Below are 20,229 nucleotides of genomic sequence, written 5' to 3'. Positions count from 1 at the left end.
AGAATTGTTTATTTGGCTTATCTACGCCTACTTCCATCTCCGCTTCATATTCGTCCCAGCGCCGTCAGAATAATCTGAGGCGTCAGTGGAATCTCGGTAATTGTAGTGCCGAAGGGCCGGAGGGCATCATTTACTGCATTGGCGACGGCCGCTGCCGCGCCGGCTGTGCCGGCCTCGCCCGCTCCTTTGGCTCCCAACTCGGATTCCAGCGTCGGCGACACCACATGGCCGACCTCGATATCGGGCATATCGCCGGACATAGGGACCAAGTAGTCAGCCATATTGGCATTAGTGAGCTGACCACGCTCGTCATAGACGCACTTCTCAAACAGTGCTGCCCCGAGTCCTTGTACCACCCCACCTCGGATTTGCTCATCAACCAGTTGCGGGTTGATGATCGTACCGCAGTCCTCGACCATCCAATGCTTGAGCAGCTTGACGAACCCAGTCTCGGTGTCAACCTCAAGCCACGAGGCCTGGACACCGTTGGTAAATGCAAACGGGTATTGGCGCGGGACAAAGTGGCGGCTCGCCATCAATTCCGGCTGGATCCCCGGCGGGAGCGTATCTGGCCGAAAATAGACGATCCTCGCGAGCTCGTTCAGCTCGATCCGTCGAACACCGCTCGTATCCACGATGTGGTCGCCGACGACATCGAGCTCGGCCGGAGTCGACTGCAGTATGGCCGCTGCGACATCAAGAATATTCCTGCGCAAGACCTTGGCTGCCTGTAAAGCGGCCTCGCCGCCAATCCCAGCGCCGCGAGAGGCCCACGTGCCGCCACCATATGGAGTGTTGTCGGTATCGCCGAGTATCACACGAACTCGATCCATTGAAATGCCAAGCACGCTGCCTACGATCTGGGCCGTAAGCGATTCAGATCCTTGCCCCTGTTCCGTGATGCTGGTTTGGCAGATCACCGAGCCTTGTGCGTCCAACCGAAGTGCAACGCCGTCCTGAGAGGAGATCTTCGCACCGCCAACACCGTAAAAGGCGGCGCTCGGGTTGGTCACCTCGATGAAGCTTGCGATGCCGATCCCTCGATGAATGTTGCGCCTCCGCAAGGCCGCCTGCTCGGTGCGTAGAGCGTCATAGCTCATCATCTCAAGCAACTTCGCCAGCGATGCATGATGCGACAACTGCTCGAATTTCAGACCCGTCGGCGACGCGCATGGATAAGCGTTATCAGCGATTAGGTTGCGGCGGCGGATTTCGACCGGGTCCATGCCGATCTTCGCGGCAGCAAAATCGACCAGGCCTTCGGTCACGGAGCAGGCGATCGGGTGTCCGACCGCCCGATACTGGCACATGACGTTCTTGTTTTGGAAGACGACACGGGCCCGTGCCCGATAGTTCTGCGTGACATACGGCCCCCCGACCAGGTTGATCACCTGATTAGCTTCGATCGCACTGGTCCGTGGATACATCGAATAGGGGCCGATCCCGGTCAAGTCATCGATCTCGAACGCGGTGATCGTACCATCCTGCCTCACGCCGATCCGGCCCTTGCAGCGGTGATCGCGGGCGTGAATGTCGGTGTTGAAGCTTTCAACGCGGTCGGCAACGAACTTGACGGGACGCCGCAGGAGCTTGGACAGTCCGTAGGTCGCCATTTCATCGGCGTAGATGTGGACCTTGATGCCGAATGAGCCTCCCACATCCTTGCAGACCACGCGAACTTGCGCGTCCCTCAACCCCAGATGCAGCGCCGCGATGTTCTGCACCATGTGGGGCGCCTGCGTGCCCTGGTAGATTGTAAGCCGCGCCTCAGCCGCGTTCCAATCCGCAACGACCGCTCGCGGTTCCAACGTCACGCCGGTGTGACGACCAAAGACGAATTCTGCTTCGACCACCGCATGGGATTCGGAGAATGCCTGATCGACGTCTCCCGCATTGTACGTCCGCTCAAAGGCGAGATTGTCGCCGAGCGACGGGTGAATGACCGGAGTCGACGAATCGAGCGCCGTCCGCATATCGGTGACAGCCTCGAGCTCTTCATATTCGACGGCCACCTTCTCCGTGGCATCCTCAGCGGCCGCACGGCTGGTCGCCACGATCGCGGCAACCGCTTCGCCTTGCCAGCAGACCCGATCAACCGCAATCGCGTGCTGCGGCGCAGACTTCAGTCCCTTCAAATGCGAGAGCACGCCGACCCAGGGCGTGATGACGGCCTCCAGTTCGCGGCCTGTAACGACAGCAATCACGCCCGGCATGCGCTTCGCCAGGCCGGCATCAATCGCCACGATCCTGGCGTGGGCGTGTGGTGACCGCAGAAACACCGCGTGGCCCATGCGCGGCAGTTCGAGATCGCTGACATATTGACCACGCCCTTGCAACAGCCTGTCGAGATTCGGCCGCGGCACCGTCTTGCCGATATAGGAGTACGGGCGATCAAGGACGGAGAGCCTGTCAGCTACTGCGCGGATTGCGGTCATCTCGATCGCTCCGCGCGCGCCCTCGCTGTCGCTTCCACGGCATCCACGATCGCCTGATAGCCCGTACAGCGACAATAGTTGCCGGACAGGTGTTCGCGGATCGCTTGCCGGTCCGGTGTGGATGATTGTTTTAACAGGTCTTGCGCCGTGATCAGCATTCCCGGCGTGCAATAGCCACACTGCAGCGCGTTGCGCTCACGGAATGCTGCCTGGAGATCGGCAATCTCTCCACTGTCGGAAAGCCCCTCGATTGTCTCAACCGACGTGCCCTGCGCTTGCACCGCCAGCATCAAACACGAGCGAACAATCTCGCTGTCGATGCGCACCGTGCAGGCGCCGCACGCTCCATGTTCGCAGCCGACATGAGTACCGGTCAGTTTCAGATTCTCACGGAGGAAATCGGCGAGGTTGAGTCGTGGCGGCACGACGGCGTCAACTGGTTCGCCATTGACGAGGAGCGAAACCGGGACAAATCCAGTCACCCCGCTACTCCCACATCCAATTCAGGGCGCGCGAGCAGCGTCGCTACGCTACGTCGAAGCAAAACCCCTGCCAGATGTCGACGCATGACCGGCGACGCCTGCTGATCTTCCTGTGGATTGAGTTCATCTGCCAGCGCCGCCAACGCCTCGGCAAGCGTGGCAGTAGTGATGGATACATCGGTCAGCCTGCCAGCGGCCGCAGCGAGCAGAGGTCGATCGCCGACTGCGAAGAATCCGAGCTTCAGATCTGCAAAGGCGCGGTCTTTGACGATGGCACGAGCGGCGAGACCCGCGATGGCGTAGTCTCCATGCCGCCGGGCAAACTCCTGAAAGAAGAACGTCGAGCCTTGACCCGCGACCGGGAATTCGACCGCGACCAGTAATTCTTCGGCTGATAGCGCCGTTTCGTAAATGCCCCTGAAAAAATCGGTTGCAGCGATCCGGCGCTCGCCCCCGGGGCCGCGAACGACAATGGTCGCGTCCAGTGCAAGTGTGCAGGCCGGCAGTTCCGACGCCGGATCGGCATGCGCGAGGCTTCCCCCAATCGTTCCGCGATTGCGAATTGCCGGGTGAGCGACATGGGCCACGGCATCCCGCAGCAACGGCGCGTGCGCTGCAACTTCCGGAGACCTGAGCAGATCAACGTGTCGGGTGAGCGCACCGATGACGAGTACGTCTCCCTTCACTGTAATGCCGTGCAACTCGTGAAGGCCGCCGATATCAACCAGAATATCCGGAGATACGAGCCGCAGGTTCATCGCCGGCATCAGGCTTTGGCCACCGGACAACACCTTCGCCCTATCGCCATGCGCGGCCAGCAACTCCAGCGCGTTGACCACGCTGGTCGCGCGGGCATAGGCGAAAGCCGCGGCTTTCATGTTGGGCGTAGCCTCCCGGGCCCATCTCTCGCTTTTCTGGATTAGAGAGCCGCCTCATTTAAAGGTCAAGCTTGTTTATCGGGCGATTATTTGTCCCGCCGGGGCTTGTCTTCGTTTTGCCGAGGACGCAGGTTCCTGATCGGCCGAGGGCCCGCCCGCAAGGAGCAACAGATCATGAAGCTCGGGTTCTTTACGATGCCGATTCATCCGCTCGAAAAGGATTGGCGGCAGTCGCTCCGGGAGGATCGCGAAGCCTTCTTGCTCGCGGATGAGCTCGGGTTTTCCGAAGCCTATGTTGGCGAGCACGTTACCGACAAGGCCGAGAACATCACCTCGAGCATCGCCTTCATCGCCTGGATTGCAGCCGCCACCAGGCAGATCAAGCTTGGAACCGGCACGATCAACATGCCCAATACTCATCCAGCGGCGGTCGCCGCGTCCGTCGCGATGCTTGACCACATGCTCGATGGCCGCTTCATCCTCGGAATTAGCCCGGGCGGTCTGCTTTCCGATGCAGAGGCGTTCGGCAATCTCGATGCGGATCGAAATGCGATGTTTCTCGAGGCGATCAATCAGGTTCTCGATATCTGGACTGGCAAACCACCCTATGACTTGCACGGTAAGCACTGGAGTATTTCGGTCCGGAAGACCCTGATCGAGGACATCGGTCAGGGATTCATAGCGCGCCCTCTGCAGGCCCCTCACCCTCCGATCGTCGTAACCGCCGTCGCTCCGTTCTCAAAGGGGGTAACCGAGGCGGCAGCGCGCGGCTGGGATCCGATCTCGGCAAACTTCTTGATGCCGGCCTGGGTGAGGAGCCATTGGCCCAAATATGTCGAAGGCTGCCGGCGGGCGAACCGAGTAGTGGACGCCGCCAATTGGCGGGTCGCCAAAAGCGTGTTCGTTGCGAAGGACGCCGCGACAGCGAAAGCTTACGCCACCGACCCCAGTGGCCCCTATGTGTACTACTACCATCAGCTCTTCACGAAGCTGAAGCGCAGCGGTCGCCTCGAGTTGTTCAAGACGCGGCGGGACCAGCCCGACTCGGAGGTTACGCTGGAGTCGATCTGCGATAGGCTCATTGTTCACGGCACGCCCGAAAGTGTGGCCGATCAACTCCTTGCGTTCCAAGACCAAGTTGGCACCTTCGGGACCCTGCTTTATGCCGGCAAGGATTGGAAGGATCGCGAACTCGGTCGCCGATCGATGATCTTGATGGCCGAGAAGGTCCTGCCGCGCATCAATGCCGGCACTGCCGGATCGTCGAGTTGATCAAGGAGTTTCGACGTGGCTTTTACTGATCGCATTCTGTATCAAGCTCAGGTCGACAGACCAAAACTCTCCTTGCCAGCCGGCAAGAAGCTGGCGGTATGGGTCATCCTCAATGTCGAAGAGTGGCGGATCGAGAATGCGATGCCACGCACCGTACTCACCCCGCCGATGGGTCAACCCTTACTACCCGACGTGCCGAACTGGTCGTGGCACGAATACGGCATGCGCGCCGGCTTTTGGCGGCAGTTCAAGGTGCTCACAGACCGAAAGATACCGGTAACGCTGGCCCTCAACGCCAATGTCTGCAAGACCTATCCGCGCGTGGCGTCAGCCGCGCTAGAAGCGGGGTTCGAGTTCATGGGACATGGATTCGTCCAGGGACCGATGCACAAGCTCGAGAATCAGGCAGATGCGGTCAAGCGATCGGTTGACGCCATCGCAGCGTTTACCGGGAGAGCCCCCAGATCGTGGGAAAGCCCGGGCCTGACCGAAACCGAGGAAACACTCGATCTCTTGCGCCTCAATGGGATCGAATATGTCGCCGACTGGGTAATTGACGATCTTCCGCAGGAGATCGCCACGCCGCACGGTGCCGTGACCACGATTCCTTATTCCGTTGAAACCAACGACATCGTCATTCACGCCCTGCAACATCTTCCGTCCGAACAATTCTTGACACGCTGTACCGACCAGTTTGATCGGCTCTACCTTGAAGGCGCGGAGAACGCGCGGATCATGGCCATCTCAGTGCATCCCTACATCACGGGAGTGCCGCATCGAATCAAATATCTCGAAGCATTGCTCGACTACGTGATCAGTCATGATGGCGTCGTGTTGATGACAGCGAGCGAGATTGGGGATTGGTATCGCGCGGAGATGACGAAATAGCACGGCTTAAACCGCAACCTCTACCGGCGCCTGCCGGCGATCAGTCGAGCTTTCCGCCAGTCTTTCGAATCCTGCAAGAAAGATATCCAGCGCATCACTGATCATCTGTGCCTTGTCTTCAAGCACGGGCGCTTCGTAGATGTATTTTCGAACACCGTAATAGAAGATGCCGCCGTGAAATACCCAAGCCAGCTCCAGCTCGGTAGCACTGGGCCTGCCTTGCACCGTCAGTCCAGCATCGTGTCGGCATTCTCGTATGATGCGGGTCAGGATCTTGTCCTTAACCATGCCAACGTACCAGCGGTTGATATCGAGGCCTTTCAACCCTGAGTACAGATAAATCCGGAGGCATTTGCGGGTGAAAATTGTGTCCGTGTACGCTTGGTAAAACTCCTGGAGACGCACCCGCAGTGGACGCGAACGATCCGATAGCGACTTTTCCCAGCCGGTCTCGAGTGGACCAAGATAGACTTGCTGGTAGACCTCCTTGATCAGATCGTCCTTGCTCGGAAAGTAGCGGTAAAGCAATGGCTGGGTTACCCCGAGTTTGCGTGCAAGCGCGCGAGTGCCGCCGGCAAATCCCTCTTCGGCAAAGAGCTCGGCAGCCTTGGCTACAAACTGACTGCGGCGATCGTCGGCCGGCAATCGTCTTTGCTTCGTGCGTGTTGGCTTAAGCTCAGCCCTTCTGCTCATGATTTCTTATCGCCACCGTCAGCAAGAAATCGACCAAAAGCGCCACGCGCGAACAAGAGGGGCGCCCTCTGATTGTAAGCGTATGCTTCCACTGCCCCCAGGAATATCACGTGATCCCCACCGTAGTAGCGATTAACAGAGCGGCACTGAAAATTGGCGACGACATCGGCTAGTATGGGCGCGCTGCCAAGACCCGGTGTCCAGCGTACGCCGGCGAACTTGTCATCCGACGATCTGGAAAATCGCAAAGCGAGCACTTGCTGCGATGCGCCCAGCACATTGACCGTAAAATGACTGGCATTCTGGAAAATGGGGAGCCCTTGAGAAAACACACCCAGACTCCACAGCACCAGCGGCGGATTAAGCGACACCGACGCAAATGAATTGCACGTGATCCCATATGGCCTTCCGTCGGCCGACATCGCGGTCACAATCGTTACGCCGGTTGCGAATGTGCCGAGAGCGTTACGGAAATCGCGAGGGTCGATCACCGAACTGTCGCTGGCGAGCTCATTGGACGGATCCGCCGGATGCTTGGGTCGATCAGACATCCTTCAGCCTCACAGCGTCAGATTCTCGGACGGCAACCCAAGCGCAACCCGCCCATAATTGGTCCCTGCCGCATCGAAGCTGAATGCGAGGTGCGAATTAACCGCGTGAGCATCGCGAAACTGGCGCTGCAAGGCTCCCGACGTGAACAAGCTGCGGGCGCCACTCGCGGTAAACAAAAGGGAGACGGCATCGGTACAGAGATTAACCGAGAAAGCACCATCACGGCGCAGTTTCGTCTTTGCAGCGATATCCGGAATGTATCCCTGCCGGACACTTGCTAGTACGTGAATGCAGCTCGTTCGCATGATTAGGCGCGCTGCATCTATCTTCGCCGACGCTTCGGCGATCTTGATCTGTGTACTCTGCAAGTCACCGATCTTGGCTCGATTGTATGTCGAAGCTCGATGTCGCGCGATCTCAACATAGTCATCCAGGCAGGCTTGGGCATTTCCCAAACCGACCCCCGACAGCACGTATGGAAACAACGAAAATACCGGGAGCGCGTAGAGCGCATTCGGATTGACTGCACTGCCCGGCGCCGACCCGCCTGCCAAGTCCCTCACTGCCACGGACATATGCTCGGGGACGAGCGCATCCGTTACTCGGACGTCATTGGATCCGGTTCCACGCAAGCCCGTCGCATTCCACGTGTCCTCGATCTGGTAATCTTGCTTGTTCAACAGGAAGAGTCGGTACTCGATCCCGTCCGCCTCGTCGTCAGACTCAACAACACTGGCAAGCATATTCCAATCGCACGCCTCCACTCCCGACGAGAATGGCCAATGACCATCCAATAGGTACCCACCGTTGATTTTCCTGGCACGACCGGCTGGAAACACGAACGAGGACGCGATCAGTGTATCCGGATCCTTTCCCCATACCGCACTCTGTGCCTCCGGCGCGAACATCCCAAGCATCCAGTGATGGCTAGCGAGATTGGCAAAGTTCCATGCAACCGACGCGTCGCCCTGCCCCAAGGCATCGGCGCAATCGACCAGGGCGACATAATCGAGTTCGCTTCCGCCGACACGGCTGGGCTGCAGGATGCGAAAGAGTTCGCTGTCACGAAGATTCCGCATCGTCTCTGGCGGCAATCGCCTCAGCTCTTCAGTCCGCGGAGCCCGCTCACGCAACGTGGGAACAAGCGCTTTGGCTCGTTCGACCATGACCGAGTAACGATCCGAACTGGCTCCTTGCGGCGCAGTCGCGTCACGCCCGCGATCAACCTCAGCCATTAAAGTTTCCCTCGTGCGAGCCCGGCGTTCGGGATGAGGCCAAACCTGCTACACAGTTTATCGGGCGATCACCGGAGATCAAGACGCCTCTCCACCTCGTAACGATCGCGGCAATGGCCGCGTAGAGCGAATTCGCGGACAGGCGCCCACCAAAGCCGCGAAGCAGCCTACCGCGGTGGGCGTTGATCGCATGATCAAGGCTGCTGCTCCGGGTGGCCGCTTGGAATCCGATCGCTGGGGCCCGCTATTGGAAGCATAATGGCTGGTCTAGAAACACAAAGAGGCCCGATGGCCGTTGGCCATCGGGCGCTCGATGTTGACGAGGTGTTGCCGTCAGCTTCGATCTTGCTCGCTTGATAGGCAAACTCCATCCTGCAGGTGTCTTATGCAAGCTCCTTCCGCCAATATAGCGTATGGCGCCATCCCCATGGCGATATCGGCCTGTAGAGCCGATAGCCCTGCCGGATGAAATTGTTCGCAGAGATCAGGTTGTCGGTCGTGTCCGAGACAATGGCGGCCCAGCCGATGCGACGGGCTCGTGCCTCCATCGCTCGGGTGAGCCGCACCTGCAAGCCATTTCCCCAATGCTCGGCCACGACCCCAACACGGCAAAGGTATCCAGCATCGGCAACGTGCGTTGACGGAACGACGCCCGCGAACCCAACTGGCTTCGCGCCACGAAAGGCGATCCACCAGTGTCCTCGCTCGAAATCTGGAAGACTGGCGCCGTCAAAGAAGGTCAGATGATGGAGCTCGCCGAGTGAATCGGAGATATCATCATGCGCATCGACCTCGCGTATCCGGTATGCGGTCAGGCTTCGATACCCATTCATCAAGCGCGCTCATCGTTGACTGGCGACCAAGATCGGCACGGCGGCGAATTTGTGCCAACTCACTTTCCGATCGTGGCCTTGATGCCCAACCATACCGCTCCCAGAAATCCTGTAGCGATGATGGTGATGACGGCCTTGAACGTGTAGCTTTGAGCCTGCTCGACACTTTTGCGCCAACGTCTCAGGTGCTGGAAATCGGCGCGCAGCTCGATGCGGTGCACAAGTTCGAGTGCACCGTCACCATTCTCGATTGCCTGCGGTGGTTTGCCCCAGCCGCGATCGAGAATTGCGTTGGCGGCTGAAACGCGGGCCGCAGGGGTTGCGCTCGTGGAGCGCATTACGCCGACCAGCGCATTGATTGCGCTCCTCGTGTGGCTGCGGGCGAGTGAACGTATCTGGGTGATCGACTTCGCCACCTACTTCTCCTGCCAATCGGACGGGAGGTATTCGCTCGGAAGCCTGTCGGCGCGATCCTTGTCGAGATCGAGCGCCATCGAGCAAAATGCGATCGTTGGAAAGTCCGTTTGCTCGCGCTCGCGACGCGGTCGCGGAATGAACTGAATGATCTTGGCGCTCATGCTACCTCGCACAGCGCGATGGCAACCAGGCCCGCGAGCGCGAGCGATATCAGATAGGCGGTCATGCGAACCTCATTGATGGGCCGGCAGCGGCCATTGAATGGAATGTGCGGCAGATCGCGCAACGGGCGGCGATCGTTTGGGGCGCGAACCTTATCCCTGACGACAGGGGCCGCGGGCGGCGCCGGCTTACGCCGCGCCGCGAGGGCCGGCGCGTTCGCGCGCACCGGCCAATTCGTGCTCGTTTCAAAGGGTTCGGACGGCGGCACGCTGACGACGCTCTGGCGACGGGCGTGGGAGGATGCGGCGTCGTGACGTTGCGGCCGCCGTCCGATTGGTGAAACGGCAAAGAAAAAGCCCGCCGCGGATTTCTCCGCGCGGGCTCAACACTTTCGCGATGATGAGATTGTGCCGGTGAGTTGCCCGACGAGTCAAACTCTTTTTTCGAGCTGAACGAAATTGGTAAAATGCGACGCGTCGGCTTCTTCGGCAAGAAACCGCCTCCGTCGAAAATTCGTGAGAATGAGGAAATCGCAACCTGGGGCTTCTGCGGAGCGCCCTATGCTTGTTGCGATGATGTCAGTGTGCCGATGAGTTGCCCGACGTGTCAAGCCGACGAGCAACGTATTGTTCGGCTCACCATCAGGACCATTCTCGCTGGCGTTGGCCGGTTGGACCGCGCCGATCTCGCATCGCAAGGGGGCGTCGATGTATTTCGTTGCTGCAGTGCTCGCGGTGCTGTCGGGCCTGTTCTATGCCGCGGATCACCATCAAATCGGCTCGCTCGGCACAACCATGTGCCAGTACGGCGGCGTGTTCTGTGACAGTCCGTTTCTGGTTCTGGTGGGGGCCGGCCTTGCCGCGGCATGGGGTATGCTTGTCAGCGTGCGCTAACTGTCCCAATCCGAATGATGGTCGCGTCAGCCTGCCTTCGAGGCTCACCAGCGTTCTCGGCGACGTGTCATGCGACGCCCTTCGAGGCGCCCCAGCTTGCACCACACAACGATGCAGCAGACTCTATTGCGGTGGGCTTGGGTTCGCTGGTTGGACCGGCTCCGGACCAGGCGGCACGGGCTCGATCGGCGCCCTGGGTTCGGTCGGTGTCACTTTTGCGCCGGCTGAACGTGCAGCCTCGCCCGTTGTTGTGTGGTTGGCCGTCGCGGCCGGCTGCACTTTCGGCTCGCTCCATGGACCGTGGTCAACGATCAGCATGCCCAACACGCCGAGAGTAGCGACCACTGCAGCCACCACGAGGGGCGTCCCGCCGTGCCGCTTTCTCTCTTTGATCGTGCGACCATCCGTCATGACGTTGTTGAACTGCGCTGCGATTGCCACTCTGCAACAAGCCATGACCTGCCCGGAAGTTTCCGGTTCCCCACATTGAAAGCGAGCCGATCTGCGGAACCAATCCGAGGCTCCAGCATTTCCAGAGCGTGGCCATCGCCCGCCGATCAAGAGCGCGGCTGTCGCGGATCGCCAAAGGGATGGCCGCCTCGGCCTCTTCAGCGCAACCACGGCACATCGCATGAATTTCGAAACACCGGAATCACCGCTGCAGCCCAATCTCGCCGAGCGCGCGATCGATACGGCAACAGATGTTTCGCGCACGATCGGTGAGGTCTCGGATGGACTTCGGGCCGCCATCGATCGGCTCAGCGGCGTTATCGCGGACTCGCGCCGCTCCGGCGGAGCCCTCGCCACCGTGACTGCAGTCACGCGCGAAGCGCCGCTTGCCAGCCTGTTCGTCGCCTTCCTGCTCGGCGTCGCAATTGCCCGCCGGCGCTGAGCGCTCTGGAAGCCTTCGTTCTAAGGCTTGCCTTTGGTTGCGTCCTTGGTGGCAGACATCACATTGCCCGTGATCTGCCGCATATGTTCGCCGGCATTGGTGAACTGGCTGCGCAAGAATTCCGACTGGATCTGCATTGCCTCCTGGAGGTCGGTCGCGTGCACCAGCTTTCGCGCATGCTCAAATGCTGCTTTCATGTTCTGCTCGGTGAACGAAAGCGCCTGTTTGGAGATTTCCGTTCCGGTACCCGGCATCGTCGCCATAGACTTGCTGGCCGCATCAAAGAACAGGCCGAAGGCCCGCTCGGCCTGATCGATGGTCTTCTCCGCAAGGTCACGAAGCTCGGCAGGAACATCAAGCTTTGGCTCGATCATGATCGCCCCCTGAAATCAGCATCCCGAGACGTTAGCATAAATTGTGACCCCGCCAGCGTCACATCACCTGCCGCCAACGTCGTCGGGTCAATCCAGCTCTTGCAAGGAAAAATTCCCTATTCCGGAGCACTGACCGCCAATGAGGTGGCGTCACAGGGAAAGTCAGGCTTCAACTGAAGCTGCATCGTGCGGTTCCCTGGACACCTGATCTGTTCCGCCCGACACCGACCACACCAAGATCAGTATTGAAATGCCGTGCGTAAGGTGCGGCGCACGGATCCGCCTCGCCGTTGATCGAGCCGTGTGACCCGATCCTTGATCGATTAATCTGTCGGCGTCTGCCCTGCAATTTCGGCGGAAGGCTCCGCATGGCCCGCTCGATCACCGCAGCTCCGATCTAGCCGTTCAGTATCTCGATTCCCGTCGGCGTCAACGTCGGCCCATCATCGTGCAATTCGATCAGACCAAGTTCAATGAGGACGCGCAGATCCTCCTCGCTAACCGGCGACAGCCCGAGCCGGCCGGCCTGTATGTCCCGCAAGGTCCAGCGCAAGCCGATAGCTCTCTCAAGTGAAAACTCAGCGAATGGACTATCTGCCATTCGCCCCGACTAGTGCGGCATTTCGATCAGACTTTGTCTTTGCCGCGGCGTCTTCATGAACATCACATAATGATTCGACCGGGCGCTCTGTCCAGGCTCGAGAGCCGTGACTGCGCCCGCCAGTTCATTCGCGCGGGCCTGGCCGACGGCCTCAATAGCGGTAGGGTTCGATATCCAGAAGCGGGAAGGCGCTGAACACACTCGGCAGATTGGTCGGCGTGGCCGGATGCAGGTAGGACTTGTCCAGTTCGGCAAAGCTGGTGACGCCGAGCAGCCCGAGGCAGCGGACCACCTCATCCTCCAGCAGTTCAAGCATCCGCACAATGCCGGCCTCGCCCGCGGCGGCAAGCGCCCAGCACTGCAGACGTCCAAGGCCGACGAGATCGGCGCCCGCAATGATCGCCTTCACGATATCGGTACCACGGTAGAACGAGCCGTCGACCATGATCTTCGCACGGCCCGCGACCGCCTGGACGATCTCGGGCAGCACGTGCATCGAGCCGCGGCCGTGGTCGAGCTGCCTCCCGCCGTGGTTCGACACGTAGATCCAATCGACCCCGTAATCGAGCGCGATCTTGGCATCCTCTGCGGTTGCAATCCCCTTGAGGATGAGCGGAATCTTGAACTTATCCTTGATCAACTTCACCGTCCGCCATTCCAGACCTTTCTGGAAGTCGCCGCCGGTGGCGCGAATGCGGCTTTCGCGCACGTAACGCTTGGCAATGTCACGCTCGCGCCGACTATAATGCGCGGTATCGACGGTGAGACAGAACGCGGCATAGCCGTTGGCTATGGTCCGGCTGACGACGTCCTCGACGAAGGCGTCGTCGCCGCGCACATAGAGCTGATAGATGCGGAGGGCATCCGGTGCCGCCTTGGCGGTATTCTCCAGCCCCGGTTCTGACACCGAGCTTAGCATATGCGCCGCACCGAACGTCCCTGCGCCTCGGGCGACGGCCGCGCCAGCATCGGGATCAAATATCTCCAGCGCGCCGACCGGGGCAATCATGACCGGGAGCCGCAGCTTGCGCCCGAACACTTCGGTGGAGGGATCGACGTCGACGACGCTGCGCAACACGCGCGGCCTGAAGGCGATCTCGTCCAACGCCATTCTGTTGCGGCGCATCGTGGTCTCGGTTTCCGAGGCGCCGACGATATAATCCCAGGCATTCTGATTCAGCTTGGCACGGGCCTTCCGTACGAATTCGTGCAGATTCTGATATTCCTCGCCACTGGCGCCGAGTTCGACATTGCGCGCCGGTCGAATGGAGGTCCCGTCATTCATTGTGTTTCTTCTCCCAATTTGGCCGGCACATTAGCCGTAGACAAATCGGAAAAGCTACCATCTTGAACGGTGAATTCCGCCAGCGAAGGTCAGCTATTCGCTTGTGAGATGGATCCGCTTCGGCATTAGGACCCACGCCGGAACGCGGCCTCTTGAGCCAGCCTAGCCGCCCGAAAAGCGGTTGCGATACTCAGTCGGAGACACGCCGAGGTGCCGCAGGAAAGCCCGACGCATCCGCTCGTCGTCGCCGAACCCTGCGCGCTTGGCTACTTCAACCACGCCGCCGATCTCGCGGCTCTCGAGCAGCAGGCGCGCAGTCTCCACACGGAGCGCCTCGACGCCGCTCGCAGGCGTCATGCCGGTCCGGCTGACATAGGTCCGGGCGAACGTACGCGGCGTCATCCCGGCCCTTTCAGCGAGTGTCTCAACCCTAAGGTCGCTGGTGATGTTCTCGATGATCCATGCATGCAGCGCGCTGAAGCGGCCCTCGACATCCGATGCCTGCGCCGCAAGGACAGTCGAGAACTGGCTCTGGCCACCCGGCCGCTTCAGGAAAACCACCAGCCTACGTGCGACGTCCAGCGCGGTGGTGTGGCCGAAATCCTCCTCGATCATGGCGAGCGCCAAGTCGATGCCGGCGCTGACGCCGGCCGACGACCAGACCCGGCCATCCTTGACGAAGATTGCATTCGGCTCGACCCGGATTTTCGGAAAACTGTCCTGCAACCGCGGACAATAGCGCCAGTGCGTTGCAGCACGCTTGCCGTCTAGGATGCCGGTCCAGGCCAATGCGAACGCTCCAAGACACACGGACGCGACACGACGCGCCTTCGGAAGCGTCTGCACGATCCAGTTCATCAGCGTGGCGTCGTTGCGGATCCGCCAAATGCCCGGTCCTCCGGGGATCACCAGCGTATCGACCTCACCAGATCCGAGCGTGTCGACCGGCGCGGTGTCGATCATCATGCCGACATCTGTCGGCACCAGTCCGCCGGATGCCGAAAGATACGACAGCGAATAGCCCGGCCCGGGCAGTTCGATCGCCTCCAATTCCGCAAATACCTGCGCGGGTCCCGAGATGTCGAGCAAGGTCACGCCCGGAAAAGCGACGATCGCGATCCGTCGCGAAAGTGTCTTTTCGGCGGGCTCGAGCCGGGACGGTTTGGCAGTTTTCGAGGGCATATTGTCCTTTAAGCCATTTGAGGCGTCCCTGTATAGCTCGCGATGGAATACGGGAGTTCTGCCATGTCGCGAAATCTGGGCAGCCGATACCGGGCGATCAAATCGCCGTGGCCGGATTACGCGATCTACAGCCTACCGGACGCCTCCCGCATCGAGGCCTGCGACCGTCAGTCGCTGATGGACGCGATGAACGGCATCATCGCCGTCAATTGGCAGGCCAGCGAGCCGCACTGGACGGCAACCTCCTCTCCGTTCGACAGGAAGTACAGTCTCATTCTGGTCTATGACGGCTCTGGCCTCGTTGCCTTTTCGGTCTATCGCATTCTGCAACTATCGGCCGGGCCCGGGATCTACCGCAGCGGCACCGAAGTGCTTCCGGCTCACCAGGGCCGCGGTCTGTACGGCTTCTTCACCGCTGAAGTTCTGAAATGTTCGGGGGCCGCCGAAAGAGCCAACGGCAATGTGCTCTACGGCTGGCGCACCCGCAATCCCATCGTTTGGGCCGCCAACGCCAAGATTTGCGAGAAAGTGACGCCATCGCTGCTCGACGACGCACAGGATCCTGCATTGCAGGCGGCCTGTGTCGAGATGTGCGCGTCAATCTATCCGGGCAGACTTCTCGAGCTGCCCGACATGATCATGCGCGGCGCCTACGACCATATCAAGCATCATCGCCAAGCCTATCGCGGCATTGCATCGCTCGTCGACGCGGCGATGTCGCGGAAGATTCCGAATTCGGCAGATGCCGTTTTCTCAGTCGGTTACGCGAGGATCTGATGTCGGTACTCGAACAACAAGCCGTATACGCCCCGACGTCACGCCTGACTGACCGCGCCTATTTGGCCTGGGCAGCGGTGGCGATCGCCTACGCCATCGCCTTCCTGCAGCGCGTCTCGCCGCAATCGATCAGCCTGAGTTTCATGCACGACTTCAACACCGACGCTGCCGGTGTTGCGATGCTCGCCTCCAGCTATTTCTGGGGCTACACATTGATGCAGATTCCGGCAGGCCTTCTGGTCGACCGGTACGGCGTCAAGCGCGTTGTGCTGACCAGCATGGTTGCCTCGTCGCTCGGCAGTGCGGCATTCGCTCTGGCGCCGAACCTACTCGACGTCTTCGCCGCGCGCCTGATCGTCGCCTGCGGCGATGCGCTGGTCTTCACTGCACTCCTGAAACTGGTCGCGCAAAGCTTTTCCGACGAGCGTTTCGGTGTGATGTCCGGGATCTCGCAGGTTTCCGGCTATGTCGGAGGCGTGGTCGCGACCACACCGCTCGCGGCGGCGGTTTCAGGTTTCGGCTGGCGGGCCTGCTTCCTGTTCATTGCCTGCATCGGCCTTGTCAACCTTGCTTTTGCCAAGCTTGCGCTCAAACCTGATCCGGTCTCGCACAGCAAGAAAACGCTGAAGGGCGTTGTCAGAGCTGCGCGGCAATCGTTGGCACACATTGCCAACTGGGGTTGCGCAATGACGTTTGCTTCGCATTTCGCGGTGGTGACGACGCTCTCCGGCGTCTGGGGCATCCCGATGGTGGCGCATTTCTTCAACATCTCCCCGACGACCGCCGGAACGCCCCTGCTCGCCTTCATGATCGGCAACGCCGTTGGTTCGATCTTCCTGGGCCACGCCGCCGATCGCGCAGCAGAGACGCTCGACCGCGCGCTGATCCGCATTTGCCTGTTGCGCATGCTGCTCATCGCGATGCTCCTGCCGCCGATCGCCCGCACATTCGGCTTTATCTACGTCACCGTCGTTTTCACTGCGTTGGGCCTCGTCGCCGGCGGCACCGTCCCGCTTGTGCTGAAATGCGTCAAGAAACTCTACACCGCCGATCTCATCGGCGTCGGCGCTTCCGTGAACACCACGGCTGCCGGGATCTTCGCCGGCGCGTCCCAGCCCATGATCGGCTTCGCCATGCTCGCCGCGAGCCACGTGTCGGGAACCGATGCTGTGCACAATGCAACGGCGATCGGCGACGCCGGCTACGGGGCCTTGATTGCCATTCTTCTTCTCATGTCGCTGCCGGGTGTTGCCGGGCCGCTACTGATGAAGAGCAAGCTGATAGCTCGGTAATCTCGTTATGAGTGAAGGGGGTGTTATGGAGCGCTTGTTTTTAAGAAAAGGCGAAGTATCCGCAAACTTTCCGGTGAGTAGCTGGCAAAGTGTAATGTTCTCGGAATTCGAAGCGCAGATGAGCAGCGAGGCGCGGCCGTTCCCTTGCGTTTTCGGGGTAGCAGGACATCGCCAGGATCAACTGCGCTACCTCTTCCTCGATCCATACGACGTTGCCGTCCTCGGCGAGCAGCTCGCGCAGTATGTTTCCCAGGCACGCTCGTTCGGCCCCAATACCTCGTTGATCGTATTCACGCGGCCTCGACCAGTGCAGACGCTCGACGCCTATTACCGCAAGATGTGGATGACGCTCGACCAACTCGCGCGCTTGGACAAGAGCCCGTGGCCGGTCGATATCCCGGAGCAGATCGACCACCCAATGTGGGAGTTCTCGTTCGCGGGCGAGCCGATCTTCGTGGTCTGCACCACGCCTGCGCATGTGATGCGGCAGAGCCGCCGATCCAGTGCGTTCATGCTCACCTTCCAGCCGCGCTGGGTGTTCGAAAAGATCCTTGGGACCGAGAAGGCAGCCAACGCTGCGTTCGGCGAAGTGCGCAAGCGTCTCATCCCATACGACAGCGCAAGCCCCTCGCCGCTGCTCGGCCGTTATGGTGCAACCGACGGACGCGAGTATCAGCAGTACTTCCTGCAAGACGACAACAACTCGAGCGCGGGGTGCCCGTTTGCCAAGCTCGCGCAGAACAAGGCACCATCCATTGCGGACAAGGAGCAGGCGGCATGACCCAGATCATCGCAGGCACGAAGACCGAATTTTCTATCGATCCCGAGATATTGAACCTGCTTCCTGCGCAAGGCTCGGTGGAACTGCAACACGACGCGGCTGGCAAGGTGCATCACTTCCATACCCATCCGGTCGATGAAATCCTGATGATCGTTCGGGGGCGATTGAACTTCATCTGGGACGGCGGCGAGCGTGTCGTAACCGCCGGGGACACGATCTTCTTGCCGGCCGGGACCCGTCATCAATCTGAGGCGCTCGAAGGTGGTGCAGTCTACGTGATCGCGACGCAGCCGCCGGCCAAACCAGTCAGCAACTGACGTCCAAGGGAAAAGAGACCCTCAAGATAATGAGGGGTCACTCGGCGGTTCGGCCGCCAAACGCTCGACCAGCTCGATGACCTCGCAACGCTGGTCGGGCGCAAGTCGAAGGAAGGCCTTCAACAGTCGCAGGCTTTCCATTGTTTCGCTCGATGGAGCTCCGAGCTTCTTCTGCAGCTCTGCAACATAAGTGGGATTTTTCATCTCGCACCGTAAGTGAGGATCACGAATGGCATACCCAGGTAAACGTGAAGGCTTGGCCCAGAAGGTCGAAACCGCAGCGCAGGAGGCCGAGCGTCTCGGCCTGACGACGGCTACCTTGATACTCCGGATGGCTCGCCTCGAAATTGACCGGGCAGAGCTCGAAGAAGTTGAAAGTATGCCAAGGAACAACCTGCGCAGCAAGCCGAACTGAGGAGCGAGCCGGCCCGTTTTCGGCGTCTTGCTATCGGCGTGCACCAGCCGGCTCGTGACATGAAGTAATATCGGCTTGAGCTTTGGGGCGAGCGCCCCCCACTCGCCCGCGATCAGGTCGCCATACGAATGGCGGCGATGCCCCTGCCTTTTCGGTGTGCGCCGACGCGCTAGGCGGTATTGCCTGCCTTGCCGAAAGCTCCCGCCTCGGCCAACGCCGCGATACGCCGATCGTCGTAGCCAAGCGTTTTACGCAGGACGTCTCTGGTATGTTGGCCAAGCAACGGGGCGGCAACGGGTGTGACCGCCGGCGTCAGACTCATGCCGACGTTAGATTCGATGTTTGGAACCGAGCCGGCGGTCGGGTGAGGAATTTTGCTGAGGCGGTCGCGATCGCGCACCTCGGGCGCATTGAACCCCTCCTCGACCGTCCGCAGATAGCCGACGGGAATATTGGCCTTCTTCATCTTCACCATCCAGTTCTCTAGCGTGTCACTTGCGAACACGCTGGCAATGATGGCGCGCAGCTTCTCTCTGTTGGCGGTCCGGGTCTTGCGCTGAGCGAAATCCGGATCGGTGATGAGATCCGGGCGCTCGAGCACCTCAGTGACGAGCCGGCGATACAGCCGGTCATTGGCGCAAGCCATGTAGAGCGGGCCATCGGACGCCTGGTAGACGCCGACCGTCGGCGAACCATTCGGAGAGTTTCCAAAGCGGCCGGGATTGTTGCCATTGATCAGATAGGCCATGCCGTAGAAGCCCGTCATCGCCACCGCGGTATCGATTAGGGCGACCTCGACCTGCTGACCACGGCCGAGCCGATCGCGCGCGATCAGGGCGAGCAAAATAGCATTGCAGGCCGACATGCCCGTAGCCATGTCGACGATCGGCGGGCCGGTGCGAACCGGTTCGCCGTCCGGAAAGCCGTTGAGCGACATGAACCCGCTCTCGGCCTGAGTGATCGGATCGAAGCCGGGACGCAGCGCGAAATCGCCCGTGCGGCCATAGGCCGAGATCGAGCAGTAGATCAGCCGCGGATTGGTCGGCGCTACCGAAGCATAGTCAAGGCCGAACTTCTTCATCACGCCGCCGGAAAAATTCTCCACCGCGACGTCGGCCTTGGCGATCAACTCGCGCGCCACCTCCAGCGCGGCCGGATTGTTGAAATCGAGGGCGATGCCGCGCTTGTTGCGATTGAGGCTGAGGAACGCAGCGCTCTCGCCACCAATTTCAGCGTGCTCGTAGGCGCGCGTGTCGTCTCCACCGTCCGGGTTCTCGATCTTGATGACTTCGGCTCCGAAGTCGGCGAGCGTCTGCGTACAGGCGGGCCCGGCTACGACGCGGGTGAAGTCGACAACCAGCAGACCGTCTAGCGCCGTCGGGACGCCCTCTCCGCGCGGCATGCGCTCTGGCAATTCTGGTCTGGCGGTCATGGTCGGGGGTTTCCTCGTTATTTTGTCAGACGAAATTCGACAGCCGCCGCCGACGGCGGCGTGACCGCCTTTTAGCGGAAGCGTGGCGGCAAGACCAAACCCGGATTTTGCAGGGCGGGACCTTCACCCGACATGGCTATC

The 20,229-nt window shown here is 60.4% G+C and carries 25 protein-coding genes; 9 read left to right on the top strand and 16 right to left on the bottom strand.

Translation table 11 applies throughout. The annotated features are described in order from the left end of the window. Positions 1-44: 44 nt before the first annotated feature. The 3 genes from P6U25_RS12040 to P6U25_RS12030 are packed head-to-tail and all read right to left on the bottom strand — an operon-like array spanning position 45 to position 3,795. Positions 45-2,435 (bottom strand): xanthine dehydrogenase family protein molybdopterin-binding subunit, encoded by a 2,391-nt coding sequence (locus P6U25_RS12040; protein WP_407151383.1) that lies wholly within the window; start codon positions 2,433-2,435, stop codon positions 45-47. After that, a complete protein-coding gene (locus P6U25_RS12035; RefSeq protein WP_407151382.1) occupies positions 2,432-2,917 on the bottom strand; it encodes a (2Fe-2S)-binding protein in 486 nt (161 codons plus the stop codon). The genes P6U25_RS12040 and P6U25_RS12035 overlap by 4 nt, the downstream gene beginning before the upstream one ends. Next, positions 2,914-3,795, bottom strand: a complete 882-nt coding sequence (locus P6U25_RS12030) for an FAD binding domain-containing protein (protein WP_407151381.1) — start codon at positions 3,793-3,795, stop codon at positions 2,914-2,916. Before P6U25_RS12030 ends, P6U25_RS12035 begins: the two co-directional genes overlap by 4 nt. Positions 3,796-3,969: 174 nt before the next feature. Between P6U25_RS12030 and P6U25_RS12025 the strand changes: the two genes are divergently transcribed. Together P6U25_RS12025 and P6U25_RS12020 are read left to right on the top strand one after the other, a co-directional pair. Then, complete coding sequence (locus P6U25_RS12025; RefSeq protein WP_407151380.1) at positions 3,970-5,067, top strand: LLM class flavin-dependent oxidoreductase; 1,098 nt, start codon at positions 3,970-3,972, stop codon at positions 5,065-5,067. A gap of 15 nt (positions 5,068-5,082) precedes the next feature. Then, positions 5,083-5,955 (top strand): polysaccharide deacetylase family protein, encoded by an 873-nt coding sequence (locus tag P6U25_RS12020; protein WP_407151379.1) that lies wholly within the window; start codon positions 5,083-5,085, stop codon positions 5,953-5,955. 6 nt (positions 5,956-5,961) lie between these two features. Here the strand turns inward: P6U25_RS12020 and P6U25_RS12015 are convergent, their stop codons facing one another. From P6U25_RS12015 to P6U25_RS11985, 7 genes are all read right to left on the bottom strand, one after another. Further along, positions 5,962-6,648 carry a TetR/AcrR family transcriptional regulator gene (locus P6U25_RS12015; protein WP_407151378.1) on the bottom strand — a complete coding sequence of 229 codons (687 nt, stop codon included), beginning with the start codon at positions 6,646-6,648 and terminating at the stop codon, positions 5,962-5,964. Beyond that, entirely contained in the window at positions 6,645-7,199 is a 555-nt protein-coding gene (locus P6U25_RS12010; protein ID WP_407151377.1) for a flavin reductase family protein, read from the bottom strand. Before P6U25_RS12010 ends, P6U25_RS12015 begins: the two co-directional genes overlap by 4 nt. A 9-nt stretch (positions 7,200-7,208) precedes the next feature. After that, positions 7,209-8,366, bottom strand: coding sequence for an acyl-CoA dehydrogenase family protein (locus P6U25_RS12005; RefSeq protein WP_407152500.1), 1,158 nt, complete (start codon positions 8,364-8,366; stop codon positions 7,209-7,211). Between the two features lie 452 nt (positions 8,367-8,818). Beyond that, entirely contained in the window at positions 8,819-9,268 is a 450-nt protein-coding gene (locus tag P6U25_RS12000; RefSeq protein ID WP_407152499.1) for a GNAT family N-acetyltransferase, read from the bottom strand. A gap of 59 nt (positions 9,269-9,327) precedes the next feature. Then, positions 9,328-9,684 carry a hypothetical protein gene (locus tag P6U25_RS11995; protein WP_407151376.1) on the bottom strand — a complete coding sequence of 119 codons (357 nt, stop codon included), beginning with the start codon at positions 9,682-9,684 and terminating at the stop codon, positions 9,328-9,330. Beyond that, positions 9,685-9,846: a hypothetical protein gene (locus tag P6U25_RS11990; protein ID WP_407151375.1), complete on the bottom strand. Its 162-nt coding sequence runs from the start codon at positions 9,844-9,846 to the stop codon at positions 9,685-9,687. Continuing rightward, positions 9,843-10,115 (bottom strand): hypothetical protein, encoded by a 273-nt coding sequence (locus P6U25_RS11985; RefSeq protein WP_407151374.1) that lies wholly within the window; start codon positions 10,113-10,115, stop codon positions 9,843-9,845. The genes P6U25_RS11990 and P6U25_RS11985 overlap by 4 nt, the downstream gene beginning before the upstream one ends. 439 nt (positions 10,116-10,554) lie before the next feature. Between P6U25_RS11985 and P6U25_RS11980 the strand changes: the two genes are divergently transcribed. After that, on the top strand, positions 10,555-10,740 hold the full coding sequence (locus P6U25_RS11980; RefSeq protein ID WP_407151373.1) for a hypothetical protein: 186 nt from the start codon (positions 10,555-10,557) through the stop codon (positions 10,738-10,740). Positions 10,741-11,371: 631 nt separating this feature from the next. Further along, positions 11,372-11,632 carry a hypothetical protein gene (locus P6U25_RS11975; protein WP_407151372.1) on the top strand — a complete coding sequence of 87 codons (261 nt, stop codon included), beginning with the start codon at positions 11,372-11,374 and terminating at the stop codon, positions 11,630-11,632. A gap of 20 nt (positions 11,633-11,652) precedes the next feature. On the opposite strand, the gene P6U25_RS11970 is transcribed toward P6U25_RS11975, so the two are convergent. From P6U25_RS11970 to P6U25_RS11955, 4 genes are all read right to left on the bottom strand, one after another. Then, on the bottom strand, positions 11,653-12,006 hold the full coding sequence (locus tag P6U25_RS11970; RefSeq protein ID WP_407151371.1) for a phasin: 354 nt from the start codon (positions 12,004-12,006) through the stop codon (positions 11,653-11,655). A gap of 397 nt (positions 12,007-12,403) precedes the next feature. Continuing rightward, positions 12,404-12,559 (bottom strand): hypothetical protein, encoded by a 156-nt coding sequence (locus tag P6U25_RS11965; RefSeq protein ID WP_407151370.1) that lies wholly within the window; start codon positions 12,557-12,559, stop codon positions 12,404-12,406. A gap of 199 nt (positions 12,560-12,758) precedes the next feature. Continuing rightward, positions 12,759-13,892 (bottom strand): alpha-hydroxy acid oxidase, encoded by a 1,134-nt coding sequence (locus P6U25_RS11960; RefSeq protein WP_407151369.1) that lies wholly within the window; start codon positions 13,890-13,892, stop codon positions 12,759-12,761. A gap of 162 nt (positions 13,893-14,054) precedes the next feature. After that, positions 14,055-15,074, bottom strand: coding sequence for a GlxA family transcriptional regulator (locus P6U25_RS11955; protein ID WP_407151368.1), 1,020 nt, complete (start codon positions 15,072-15,074; stop codon positions 14,055-14,057). Between the two features lie 63 nt (positions 15,075-15,137). Between P6U25_RS11955 and P6U25_RS11950 the strand changes: the two genes are divergently transcribed. The 4 genes from P6U25_RS11950 to P6U25_RS11935 are packed head-to-tail and all read left to right on the top strand — an operon-like array spanning position 15,138 to position 18,241. Further along, the gene (locus P6U25_RS11950) at positions 15,138-15,851 is read left to right on the top strand and encodes a hypothetical protein (protein WP_407151367.1); all 714 of its coding nucleotides are present in this window, start codon (positions 15,138-15,140) and stop codon (positions 15,849-15,851) included. Beyond that, positions 15,851-17,143 (top strand): MFS transporter, encoded by a 1,293-nt coding sequence (locus P6U25_RS11945; RefSeq protein ID WP_407151366.1) that lies wholly within the window; start codon positions 15,851-15,853, stop codon positions 17,141-17,143. Before P6U25_RS11950 ends, P6U25_RS11945 begins: the two co-directional genes overlap by 1 nt. A 25-nt stretch (positions 17,144-17,168) precedes the next feature. Continuing rightward, entirely contained in the window at positions 17,169-17,924 is a 756-nt protein-coding gene (locus P6U25_RS11940) for a YqcI/YcgG family protein (protein WP_407151365.1), read from the top strand. After that, positions 17,921-18,241, top strand: a complete 321-nt coding sequence (locus tag P6U25_RS11935) for a cupin domain-containing protein (RefSeq protein ID WP_407151364.1) — start codon at positions 17,921-17,923, stop codon at positions 18,239-18,241. The genes P6U25_RS11940 and P6U25_RS11935 overlap by 4 nt, the downstream gene beginning before the upstream one ends. Positions 18,242-18,262: 21 nt before the next feature. Here the strand turns inward: P6U25_RS11935 and P6U25_RS11930 are convergent, their stop codons facing one another. After that, positions 18,263-18,445 (bottom strand): hypothetical protein, encoded by a 183-nt coding sequence (locus P6U25_RS11930; protein WP_407151363.1) that lies wholly within the window; start codon positions 18,443-18,445, stop codon positions 18,263-18,265. Positions 18,446-18,470: 25 nt separating this feature from the next. Between P6U25_RS11930 and P6U25_RS11925 the strand changes: the two genes are divergently transcribed. Beyond that, on the top strand, positions 18,471-18,656 hold the full coding sequence (locus P6U25_RS11925) for a hypothetical protein (RefSeq protein WP_066512043.1): 186 nt from the start codon (positions 18,471-18,473) through the stop codon (positions 18,654-18,656). Between the two features lie 169 nt (positions 18,657-18,825). Here the strand turns inward: P6U25_RS11925 and P6U25_RS11920 are convergent, their stop codons facing one another. Then, a complete protein-coding gene (locus tag P6U25_RS11920) occupies positions 18,826-20,088 on the bottom strand; it encodes a CaiB/BaiF CoA transferase family protein (RefSeq protein ID WP_407151362.1) in 1,263 nt (420 codons plus the stop codon). Between the last annotated feature and the right edge of the window lie 141 nt (positions 20,089-20,229).

This window comes from Bradyrhizobium sp. ORS 86, from assembly GCF_045571475.1.
Classification (GTDB): Bacteria; Pseudomonadota; Alphaproteobacteria; order Rhizobiales; family Xanthobacteraceae; genus Bradyrhizobium.
The sequence above is the reverse complement of the archived record's forward strand: the minus strand, read 5'-3'. Positions and strand labels throughout refer to the sequence as shown.

Coding starts and splice junctions, on each gene's coding strand:
- P6U25_RS12040 (WP_407151383.1), bottom strand. CDS start 2,435: ATGACCGCAATCCGCGCAGTAGCTGACAGGCTCTCCGTCCTTGATCGC.
- P6U25_RS12030 (WP_407151381.1), bottom strand. CDS start 3,795: ATGAAAGCCGCGGCTTTCGCCTATGCCCGCGCGACCAGCGTGGTCAAC.
- P6U25_RS12025 (WP_407151380.1), top strand. CDS start 3,970: ATGAAGCTCGGGTTCTTTACGATGCCGATTCATCCGCTCGAAAAGGAT.
- P6U25_RS12015 (WP_407151378.1), bottom strand. CDS start 6,648: ATGAGCAGAAGGGCTGAGCTTAAGCCAACACGCACGAAGCAAAGACGA.
- P6U25_RS12010 (WP_407151377.1), bottom strand. CDS start 7,199: ATGTCTGATCGACCCAAGCATCCGGCGGATCCGTCCAATGAGCTCGCC.
- P6U25_RS12005 (WP_407152500.1), bottom strand. CDS start 8,366: ATGGTCGAACGAGCCAAAGCGCTTGTTCCCACGTTGCGTGAGCGGGCT.
- P6U25_RS12000 (WP_407152499.1), bottom strand. CDS start 9,268: ATGAATGGGTATCGAAGCCTGACCGCATACCGGATACGCGAGGTCGAT.
- P6U25_RS11990 (WP_407151375.1), bottom strand. CDS start 9,846: ATGAGCGCCAAGATCATTCAGTTCATTCCGCGACCGCGTCGCGAGCGC.
- P6U25_RS11980 (WP_407151373.1), top strand. CDS start 10,555: ATGTATTTCGTTGCTGCAGTGCTCGCGGTGCTGTCGGGCCTGTTCTAT.
- P6U25_RS11975 (WP_407151372.1), top strand. CDS start 11,372: ATGAATTTCGAAACACCGGAATCACCGCTGCAGCCCAATCTCGCCGAG.
- P6U25_RS11970 (WP_407151371.1), bottom strand. CDS start 12,006: ATGATCGAGCCAAAGCTTGATGTTCCTGCCGAGCTTCGTGACCTTGCG.
- P6U25_RS11960 (WP_407151369.1), bottom strand. CDS start 13,892: ATGAATGACGGGACCTCCATTCGACCGGCGCGCAATGTCGAACTCGGC.
- P6U25_RS11955 (WP_407151368.1), bottom strand. CDS start 15,074: ATGCCCTCGAAAACTGCCAAACCGTCCCGGCTCGAGCCCGCCGAAAAG.
- P6U25_RS11950 (WP_407151367.1), top strand. CDS start 15,138: ATGTCGCGAAATCTGGGCAGCCGATACCGGGCGATCAAATCGCCGTGG.
- P6U25_RS11945 (WP_407151366.1), top strand. CDS start 15,851: ATGTCGGTACTCGAACAACAAGCCGTATACGCCCCGACGTCACGCCTG.
- P6U25_RS11940 (WP_407151365.1), top strand. CDS start 17,169: ATGGAGCGCTTGTTTTTAAGAAAAGGCGAAGTATCCGCAAACTTTCCG.
- P6U25_RS11935 (WP_407151364.1), top strand. CDS start 17,921: ATGACCCAGATCATCGCAGGCACGAAGACCGAATTTTCTATCGATCCC.
- P6U25_RS11930 (WP_407151363.1), bottom strand. CDS start 18,445: ATGAAAAATCCCACTTATGTTGCAGAGCTGCAGAAGAAGCTCGGAGCT.
- P6U25_RS11925 (WP_066512043.1), top strand. CDS start 18,471: ATGGCATACCCAGGTAAACGTGAAGGCTTGGCCCAGAAGGTCGAAACC.
- P6U25_RS11920 (WP_407151362.1), bottom strand. CDS start 20,088: ATGACCGCCAGACCAGAATTGCCAGAGCGCATGCCGCGCGGAGAGGGC.